This window comes from Streptomyces sp. AcH 505, from assembly GCF_000818175.1.
In the GTDB taxonomy this organism is placed as follows: Bacteria; Actinomycetota; Actinomycetes; order Streptomycetales; family Streptomycetaceae; genus Streptomyces.
In genome coordinates this window covers 2908076-2909147 of the sequence record NZ_JTIY01000001.1, presented here as the reverse complement: position 1 = coordinate 2909147, position 1072 = coordinate 2908076, and positions in this window count along the sequence as shown.

Here is a 1072-nt window from a genome sequence, read left to right as displayed (position 1 = left end):
GCGGCAGTTGCATGGGGGGACTCGGGCTGGCTCGGCGTCCGCCCCCACCGGGTAGCGGCTGACACTCATGCCCCGCTGGTCATTGTGGGTGGGTGATGGGGCGGGAGGGCTTGCTGGCGGGGGTAGTTGGGCGGGGCAATGGGCCGGTGGGTGGGGTGGGTGTGACTGGGGTGACGGGGGATGGCCCTGGGGTGGCCGATCGGGCGCCTTTTGTGTGGGTGGTTGCGTTAGACGCGCCACGGGGCACACCAGGCCGGTCTGAGCCCCCGGCGGTGCGTCGGGTGTGACGGGAGTGACGAGGGATGGCCCGTGGGACGGCCGTCGGACGCCTTATGCGTGGGGGGTTGCGTTAGGTGCGCCACGGGGCACATCGGGGTCCAATTCCGGTCCGGGGTTGGGACGAGTGTGACTCGTGAGACGGCAGTGGAGGCATGTTCCGCCAGTCATCGGGGCGGATGCCCGGCGGCCCTGAGGCCCGGTCTCCGACGGCACGAGTGGGACATCAGCACCCAACCGGGGCGCCGAGGGGGCAGCTTGCGCACTCACCGACACAACGGGGCCCACCGACAGCTCACTTCCGCCCCACCAGCCACACCCGACGCACCGCCAGAGGCTCGCACCGGCCTGATGCGTCCCATGGCGCACCCAACGCAACCACCCACGCAAAAGGCGCCCGATCGACACCCCAGAGGCACCCTCCGTCACCCCAGCCACACTCGTCGCACCGCCGGAGGCTCGCATCAGCCTGATGCGTCCCGCCGCGCGTCTAACGCAACCACCCACGCAAAAGGGGTCCGCTGACCGCACCACAGGCCATCCCCCGTCACCCCAGTCACACCCGCCCCACCCACCGGCCCGATGCCCCGGCCCCACTACCCCAACCAGGGCGCCCTCCCGCCCCATCACCCACCCCCAGTGACCAGCGGGGCATGAGTCTCAGCCGCTGCCCGGTGGGGGCGGACGCTTAGCCAGGCCGAGTCCCCCCACTCAACCGCCGCGTGGCACCCGCCAGTCGGCAAAGCACCCGCCACCACGACCCCAGCTCCCCCGTGGACGCCCCCCGGCCGCCCCC